Below are 7,976 nucleotides of genomic sequence, written 5' to 3' on the forward strand. Positions count from 1 at the left end.
CACGTGCAGGCTAGACTTCCCGCCATGGCCTCGTCCAAGCCTGGGTGCGACATCCCATTATTCCCCCTCTCCAACGTCCTGCTGCCGGGCGGGGAACTGCAGCTGCGCATTTTCGAACCGCGCTACCTCGACCTCGTCCGCGAGTGCACGCGCGGCGGTACGCCGTTCGGTGTGTGCCTGATAACCGAGGGACGCGAAGTGGGCATGCCCGCGACTGCCTCCGCGGTGGGCACGCTTGCCGACATCATCGACTTCAGCACCCGTGGCGACGGCTTGCTGGGCATCACCGCGCGCGGTGGCGGCCGGTTCCGCGTCACCCGCACCCGCGTGCGTGCCGATGGCCAGGTGCGGGGCGACATCGCCCACTGGCCGGAGGAACCCGCGGTCGAGGTGCCGATCGAGCTGGCCTTGCTTCCCACCATCCTTGAGCGCCTGATCGACCAGATGGCCCCGCATTATCGCGATGCCCCGCGCGAGCTCTACGACAACGCCAGCTGGGTGGGTTTTCGCCTTACCGAACTGTTGCCGCTGTCGCCCGACGAAGCCCAGCACATGCTCGAGCTCACCGATCCCACGCAGCGCCTGGCGGAGTTGCGCGATATCCTGCCGCGCTTCCAGCGCGACTGACCTTGATCGAAGGAACCCCATGACCACGCTCGCCGGCAAGACCCTTTTCATCACCGGTGCCTCGCGTGGCATTGGCCTTGCCATCGCCCTGCGCGCGGCGCGTGACGGCGCCAACATCGTGATCGCGGCCAAGAGCGGCGTACCCAATCCCAAGCTCCCGGGCACCATCCACACCGCTGCCGCCGAGGTGGAGGCCGCCGGGGGCAAGGCACTGGCCCTGCAGGTGGATATCCGCGAGGAAAACCAGGTGCGCGATGCCGTGGCGCAAGCGGTGGAGCGCTTCGGCGGCATCGACATCTGCGTGAACAACGCCAGCGCGATATGGCTGGCAGGCACCGAAGGCACGCCGATGAAGCGCTTCGACCTGATGAACCAGGTCAATACCCGGGGCACGTTCATGGTGACCCAGGCCTGCCTGCCGCACCTGCGCAAGGCGGCCAACCCGCATGTGCTGATGCTGTCCCCGCCACCGTCCCTGGACCCGAAGTGGTATGCCCCTCACACCGCGTACACGATCGCCAAGTTCGGCATGAGCCTGTGCGTGCTTGGCATGTCGGCCGAATTCGTCGGCGAAGGCATCGCCGTGAATGCGCTGTGGCCCAGGACAGTTATTGCTACGGCAGCTATCGGCATGATCGAAGGCATCCATGCGGACAACTGCCGGAAACCTGAGATCGTGGCCGATGCGGCGCATGCGATCCTGGCCAGGCCGTCGCGCGAAAACACCGGCCGTTTCTTCATCGATGATGAAGTGCTGGCGGCCGAAGGCGTGCGAGATCTGTCCGGATATGCCGTCAATCCAGGGAAAAAACTTGCGCCGGACCTCTTCCTCGACTAGCCCCTTTCTCGGTCGTTGCTGAACAAAGTGACAGAAATAGGCACCCCGGCCTCGGCCGTTAGGTGGATGGCAGGGTTTTTTCCTCCCGAGTAGTTTTCTTCCGGCAGTCCTAGAAGAAAAATGGCACGGGGCCGGGTCGTTGGGGGCAACGCGGTGGCAGGCGGGATCGAGCCCGCAGCAAGGATCTTCGGGGTAGGGCATGTTGCGCAACACAAAACAAGCCTGGGCGGGTGGGCCGCCTACGGGCGTGGATACAGGGCAACCGTTGTTGCCACTCGGCGCGAAAGCCGCGCAAGCCGTGATCATTGGATTCAGCCCGGCCATCAGGCTCGTGGCCGACAGCATCACCCGTTTCGCGCACGTCGAGCTTCCACTGCTGGTTACCGGCGAGACCGGCACCGGCAAGGAACTGGCGGCGCGAAGCCTGCACCAGCTTTCGCCGCGCGGCGAGAAGCCTTTCATCGCGGTGAACTGTGGTGCGTTGCCGGCGAACCTGGTGCAGTCGGAATTGTTCGGCCACGAACGCGGCGCCTTCACCGGCGCCATGGGTCGAAGAGTGGGCCTGTTCGAGGCAGCCGACGGCGGCACCATCTTCCTGGATGAAATCGGCGACCTTCCACTGGAAGCGCAAACCAACCTGCTTCGCGTATTGCAGGAAGGCACCATCGAGCGCATCGGTAACTCGCACAGCACGAAGATCAACGTGCGCGTGATGGCCGCGACGCATGTCGACCTTGAGAAGGCCGTGGCTGAAGGCCGTTTCCGCGAAGATCTTTTCTATCGCCTGAACGTGCTTCGCCTGCGCATGCCACCGCTGCGCGAACGCCACGGCGACATCGAGCTGCTGGCGCAACGGTTCCTGGATGAATTCCGTGAAACCTACGCCACGCGTGCCCGCGCCTTCAGCGCCAGTGCGCGACGGGCGATGGAAAGTTTTGCCTGGCCTGGGAATATCCGCGAGTTGATGAACCGGGTGCAGCGCGCGGCGGTGATCGCCGACGATGCCTTGATCACCCATCAGGACCTGGAACTCACCGACGGCGACGCCGCCTCGCGCAATGCCACGTTGTGCAACGCGCGCATCCTGGCCGAGCGCGAGGCCATCGTCAGTTGCCTGCGTGAAAGCGCATTCAATATTTCCGAATGCGCACGAAGGCTGCGGGTGTCGCGGGTGACGGTGTACCGCTTGTGCAAGAAGCACCAGCTGAGCGTGGACGAATTGCGCTAGGCGAGAGAACGCCCCCCGCCCGCATGTGCGAAGCGGGGGGATTCCCCTCGAGCCGCCCGGACTGGCAGGGTTGCCAGACGGCCGAACTTGCCACGAGGCGCCTTCAGGCGCAGGCATCCTCGTCTTGTCTTTCATCATCATTCGCCGCGCCCCTGGTCGGCAGTCGCTCGTTGCCCGTGCCCTCCGCACAGGCCTCCAGATAGCCGGCGGTAGCCGATAACAGCAGCAGCGTGCCGGAGCATTCCCAAAGGCGCAGGTACATGACACCCCCTCCCTCGATCACCTCCATAACCAAGGCAAGCGACATGCCAATTCGGCAAATGCCTTGTTTCAGGCTTTGAGGGTGAACCACCGGGCACGCGTCCGGTTCATGTGTGTTGGCGCGCTGTTACGGCCAAAGGACATAGATGACAGCGAAATGCCTTGTTGCGTGGCTGTGCCGGGTGTTACAGCGTTGATACACAGCTTCCGTTTACACTTCACATCCCACCTACAAGTTAAGTCGTCCGGAGCCACCCCATGTCGCAGCACCCCGATCCCGCTACCGACCTCATCGGACTGGGCAAGCGTTACTGGCTGCCGGTGTACCGCCCGCGTGAGGTGATCCTGGACCACGGCAAGGGTGCGCGCGTGTGGGATACCGAAGGGCGCGACTACATCGACCTCGGCGCCGGCATCGCGGTAAACGCGCTGGGCCACCAGGATGAAGACCTCGTCGCCGCGCTCGTGGCACAGGCGGGCAAGCTTTGGCACGCCAGCAACGTGTTCTACACCGAGCCCCCGCTGCGCCTGGCCCAGGAGCTGGTTGAGGCGTCGGGGTTTGCCGAGCGGGTGTTCCTGTGCAATTCCGGCGCCGAGGCCAACGAAGCGGCGATCAAACTGGTACGCAAATGGGCGGCATCGGAAGGGCGTCCGGCTGACAAACGCGTGATCATCACCTTCCGCGGCTCCTTCCACGGGCGCACGCTGGCTACCGTCACCGCCACCGCGCAACCGAAGTACCAGGAAGGCTACGAGCCGCTGCCCGCGGGCTTTCGCTATCTCGATTTCAACGACGAAGCCGCGCTCACCGAGGCTTTTGCGCCCGGCGACGTCGCCGCGGTGCTGGTGGAGCCGGTACAGGGCGAAGGCGGCGTGCTGCCGGCCGCGCCGGGCTTCCTGAAGAAAGTACGCGAGCTGTGCGATGCGCACGGCGCCCTGGTGGTGCTCGATGAAATCCAGTGCGGCATGGGCCGTACCGGCAGCCTGTTCGCCCACGTGCAGGACGGCATCACCCCGGATATCGTCACCCTGGCCAAGGCGCTGGGCGCCGGGTTTCCCATCGGCGCCATGCTTGCCGGCCCCAAAGTGGCCGCGGTGATGCAGTTCGGCGCCCATGGCACCACCTTCGGCGGCAATCCGATGGCCGCGGCCGTGGCGCGCGTGGCGCTGGCCAAGCTGTCGTCACCGGCGGTGCTGCTGAACGTGGAACGCCAGGCCAACGACCTTCGCACGGCGCTGGCCAAACTGAACCACGATCTCAATATCTTCGAAGAAGTACGAGGCCGCGGCCTGATGATCGGCGCGGTGCTGGCCGGCCCGTGGAAGGGCAAGGCGGGCGATATCCTTGATGCCTGCGCCGCCCATGGCCTGCTGTTGTTGCAGGCTGGTCCCGATGTGCTCCGCTTCGTGCCGCCGCTCACCATCACCGACACCGAGCTTGCCGAAGGCATCGAGCGCTTGGGCCTAGCGCTCGGCGAGATCACCGCTTCGGTGAGCGACGCCTCAGGGCAGGCGCACGCCCAGGCGTCGTAACTCGTCTTCGAAGGCCGCCTGCGTGGTGAAGAAGTAACCCTGCAGGCCGGCTACCACAGCGCCGGTCACGTTCTCATCGGCGTCGTCCACGAACAGGATGCGCGAGGGCTCCACGCCCATCGCGCGGGCGCATTGCAGGTAGCACTCCGCGTGGGGCTTGATCGCCCCCATCTCAGCCGACGTCCACGCACGGCCTTCGAACAACGGGAACAGGCCCGGCGACACCGTGCGCAGGTGCCGCTGCATCATGAAGCTGTTGTTGGTGAGCAGGCCAATCTTCAGCGTGCCTGCAAGCCGTTCGGCAAGCTTTACCATCGACGGCCTTACCTGGGTGGCGGCCACGCGCGCGTGCAGCCAGGCCTCTTCGCTCAGGGTGCGGCCGAATCCCGCCGATAGCGCCGCCATATAGGCGTCGATATCCATGGCGCCGGCGTCGGCTTCCCATTCCAGGTTGCTGTTGTACATCACCTCGCGCGCCGTCTCGCGGTCGGTGCCCATCGCCTTGCCCAGTTCGTCCAGGCGGGTGTCGCGCGAGTAATCGCACAGCACGCCATCCATATCGAACAGGATGGCGTCGACGCCCGCCGTCATGCCGCCACCGCCGCCTCGGCGAAGGCGCCGCGCGCGGCTTCCAGGGTGGCGGCGATCACCTCATCGGTGTGCATGCTCGATACGAAGCCCGCCTCGAAAGCCGATGGCGCCAGGTAGACGCCGCGCTTGAGCATGCCGTGGAAGAAGCGATTGAAGGCTGCGGTGTCGGCCGCGGTGGCCTGGGCGTAGGTTTCCACCTGCTCGCGGGTGAAGAACAAGCCGAACATGCCGCCGATGCGGTTCACGCTGAACGGTGTGCCGGTTTCGGCCGCCACGGCCAGCAGGCCATCGGTTAGCAGGCGCGTCTTCGCAGCCAGGTTTTCGTGGAAGCCCGGGGCGCTCACCAGCTCCAGCATGGCCAGGCCTGCCGCCATCGCCACCGGGTTACCCGACAGCGTGCCGGCCTGGTAGATCGGCCCTGACGGGGCAATCTGTTGCATCAGGTCTTTCCGGCCACCGTAGGCGCCCACCGGCATGCCGCCGCCGATCACCTTGCCGAAAGTGGTGAGGTCCGGCGTGATGCCGTAATGCGCCTGGGCGCCGCCCAGGGCCACGCGGAAGCCCGTCATCACTTCATCGAAGATCAGGATCGCGCCCGAGGCCGTGCACAGCTCGCGCAGCAGCTGCAGGTAACCCTCGCGCGGCAGGATGCAATTCATGTTGCCGGCTACCGGCTCGATGATCAGGCCGGCGATCTCGTGCCCGCGGCTGGCAAACAGTTCGCGCGCTGCGTCGAAATCGTTATAGGGCAGGGTAAGGGTGAGGTCCGCGGCGGCCTTGGGTACGCCGGGCGACGTCGGCACGCCGAAGGTAAGCGCGCCGGAGCCCGCCTTCACCAGGAAGCTGTCGCCGTGGCCGTGATAGCAGCCTTCGAACTTCACGATCAGGTTGCGGCCGGTGGCGCCGCGCGCCAGGCGGATCGCCGACATCGTGGCCTCGGTACCGGAATTGACCATGCGCACCATCTCGATCGACGGCACCAGGTGCACGATGGTCTCGGCCATGGTCACTTCCGCGGCGCAGGGCGTGCCATAGGAAAGGCCATCGCCGATGGCGCGGGCCACCGCCTCGCGCACGTGGGGATGGTTATGTCCCGCCACCATCGGTCCCCACGAGCCGACATAGTCAATGTAGCGCTTGCCTTCCACGTCCCACAGGAACGCCCCGTCGGCGCGTGCGGTGAAGAACGGCTCCCCGCCCACCGAGCGGAAGGCACGCACGGGCGAATTCACGCCGCCGGGCATCAGGGCCTGGGCGCGCTGGAAAAGATCGTGGTTGGAGGTCATGCGAGTCCTTCGAACAGGGCAGCGAAGTCGTGCGCGGCCTTTTCGGGGTGGTCGGCGGAAAACACGGCCGACACCACGGCCAGGTATTGGGCGCCGGCGTCAATCAGGGAAATCCCATTGTCGAGGGTGATGCCGCCGATCGCTACCCGCGCCACACCCAGTGCGGCCGCCTGCCGCAGGGTCGCAAAGCTGGCGCGGCCGGCGTGCGGCTTGGTCGGGGAGGGGAAGAATGCCCCGAACGAAACATAATCGGCGCCGGCGGCCGCCACCGTACGGGCATGTTCGATCGAATCGTGGCAGGACACGCCGATGATGGCCCCCGGACCCAGGGCATCGCGCGCCTCGGTGACATCGCTTTCGAAGTCCAGGTGCACCCCGGCCTCCACGGCCGCGGCCAGGGCGATATCGCCATACACGATGAAAGGCACCTGGTAGCGCCGGCACAGGCTGGCAAGGGCCTGTGCCTCGGACAGCCGCCGCGGCGCGTCGGTGGTCTCATCGCGGTACTGCAGCATGGCCGCGCCGCCCTGCAGCACGTGTTCGCACACCTCCACGAGATCCGGCCGGGGTCCGTCGGTAAGGGCATACAGGCCGCCGCGGCGCAGGGCGGGGTGGATGGACGGGACGGCTGGCATGGGAGGGTAAGCCTTGGCAGGTACGGTGGCCGCACATCGTACCGCGCGCCGCTTATGCCAAAATGGCGCTTTCCTCCCGTTACCTTGCTACCGAAATGAGCCAGAGCAGCACCGATTCCCGCCCCTTGCGCAAATGGATGTGCGTCGTCTGCGGCTTCATCTACGACGAGGCCGAAGGACTCCCCGACGAAGGCCTGGAGCCCGGCACCCGGTGGGAAGACATCCCCGACACCTGGACCTGCCCGGACTGCGGCGTCACCAAAGATGACTTCGAAATGGTGGAATTCGACTAATCAGGCGTCCTTTTTACGTTTGTCATAGTTTTTCCTCATAACTTCCTCACCCGCGCTTCTTCAGGATGGTCACATCGATACCGTGGCCCTCCGGCCGCGGCGACAGGGAGATCGAAGATGCAGCGTTTCGTACCGTTCGAAGACCAGTGGGAACAGCTCGGCCAGGCGGCCGAATCAGGCCTGATTCCCTTCCAGCTTGGACTGCCCTGCGCACACCAGCTGGCCTGTAACGAAGTGGAGTTCGAAATACTGCCGAACGAGCCCATGGTGGCCGTCGGCTAGGCACCTGCTTTAGCGATCGCGAATCAAAGCGGCGCCCTGCAACGGGGCGCCGCCGGCAGCCTTTCGGGATTTGCCGGAAAAGTGCTTGTTTTGCAGGGTTTGCGACGTGATGTGAAAAATTTCCGTCACAGGCTCTTCCCACCCGGCACACGCCGCGCTATTCTTCTCCTCCGCCGCGACGAAAGCCCTCCGCTGCGGACCTTCCTTATGTCATCCAACACCCCGAAATAAAGCTTCACAAAGGGTGTTGACGGACTTCGAAAGCGATGTAGAATGGGCGGCTCACCTCGGACGAAACGTCCTGAGGGAATCGGCAAAAAAGCCGGTTCGGCGATACCGATCTTTGACAGTGTGCGCAGGTGAATTGTGTGGGCGTCTTGCCTGGATACGTAGCGTGTCCAA

9 protein-coding genes and 1 pseudogene are annotated in these 7,976 nt (G+C 65.1%); 6 read left to right on the forward strand and 4 right to left on the reverse strand.

Translation table 11 applies throughout. From position 1 onward, the window contains the following. The first annotated feature begins 24 nt into the window (after window positions 1-24). The 3 genes and pseudogenes from VGM61_RS02815 to VGM61_RS02825 all read left to right on the forward strand — a co-directional run. Window positions 25-627 (forward strand): LON peptidase substrate-binding domain-containing protein, encoded by a 603-nt coding sequence (locus tag VGM61_RS02815; protein ID WP_331521195.1) that lies wholly within the window; start codon window positions 25-27, stop codon window positions 625-627. A 19-nt stretch (window positions 628-646) separates the two neighbouring features. Next, window positions 647-1,465 (forward strand): NAD(P)-dependent oxidoreductase, encoded by an 819-nt coding sequence (locus VGM61_RS02820; protein ID WP_331521196.1) that lies wholly within the window; start codon window positions 647-649, stop codon window positions 1,463-1,465. Window positions 1,466-1,766: 301 nt separating this feature from the next. Beyond that, window positions 1,767-2,693: pseudogene (locus tag VGM61_RS02825) on the forward strand (sigma-54 interaction domain-containing protein); the annotation flags it as partial. Between the two features lie 103 nt (window positions 2,694-2,796). Here the strand turns inward: VGM61_RS02825 and VGM61_RS02830 are convergent. Next, window positions 2,797-3,000: a hypothetical protein gene (locus tag VGM61_RS02830; protein ID WP_331521197.1), complete on the reverse strand. Its 204-nt coding sequence runs from the start codon at window positions 2,998-3,000 to the stop codon at window positions 2,797-2,799. Between the two features lie 212 nt (window positions 3,001-3,212). Here VGM61_RS02830 and VGM61_RS02835 point away from each other — a divergent pair, with 212 nt between their 5' ends. Further along, a complete protein-coding gene (locus VGM61_RS02835; RefSeq protein WP_331521198.1) occupies window positions 3,213-4,487 on the forward strand; it encodes an acetylornithine/succinylornithine family transaminase in 1,275 nt (424 codons plus the stop codon). Here the strand turns inward: VGM61_RS02835 and VGM61_RS02840 are convergent. The 3 genes from VGM61_RS02840 to thiE are packed head-to-tail and all read right to left on the reverse strand — an operon-like array spanning window position 4,458 to window position 6,999. Further along, window positions 4,458-5,078 (reverse strand): HAD-IA family hydrolase, encoded by a 621-nt coding sequence (locus VGM61_RS02840; protein ID WP_331521199.1) that lies wholly within the window; start codon window positions 5,076-5,078, stop codon window positions 4,458-4,460. The genes VGM61_RS02835 and VGM61_RS02840 overlap by 30 nt on opposite strands. Continuing rightward, a complete protein-coding gene (gene hemL, locus VGM61_RS02845; RefSeq protein WP_331521200.1) occupies window positions 5,075-6,364 on the reverse strand; it encodes a glutamate-1-semialdehyde 2,1-aminomutase in 1,290 nt (429 codons plus the stop codon). The genes VGM61_RS02840 and hemL overlap by 4 nt, the downstream gene beginning before the upstream one ends. Beyond that, a complete protein-coding gene (gene thiE / locus VGM61_RS02850; RefSeq protein WP_331521201.1) occupies window positions 6,361-6,999 on the reverse strand; it encodes a thiamine phosphate synthase in 639 nt (212 codons plus the stop codon). Before thiE ends, hemL begins: the two co-directional genes overlap by 4 nt. A gap of 95 nt (window positions 7,000-7,094) precedes the next feature. Here thiE and VGM61_RS02855 point away from each other — a divergent pair, with 95 nt between their 5' ends. Both VGM61_RS02855 and VGM61_RS02860 read left to right on the forward strand, forming a co-directional pair. Continuing rightward, window positions 7,095-7,292: a rubredoxin gene (locus VGM61_RS02855; RefSeq protein ID WP_331521202.1), complete on the forward strand. Its 198-nt coding sequence runs from the start codon at window positions 7,095-7,097 to the stop codon at window positions 7,290-7,292. A 117-nt stretch (window positions 7,293-7,409) separates the two neighbouring features. Continuing rightward, complete coding sequence (locus VGM61_RS02860) at window positions 7,410-7,574, forward strand: hypothetical protein (protein ID WP_331521203.1); 165 nt, start codon at window positions 7,410-7,412, stop codon at window positions 7,572-7,574. The last annotated feature ends 402 nt before the right edge of the window (window positions 7,575-7,976 follow it).

This window comes from Pinirhizobacter sp. (genome assembly GCF_036499745.1).
Lineage (GTDB): Bacteria > Pseudomonadota > Gammaproteobacteria > Xanthomonadales > Rhodanobacteraceae > Pinirhizobacter.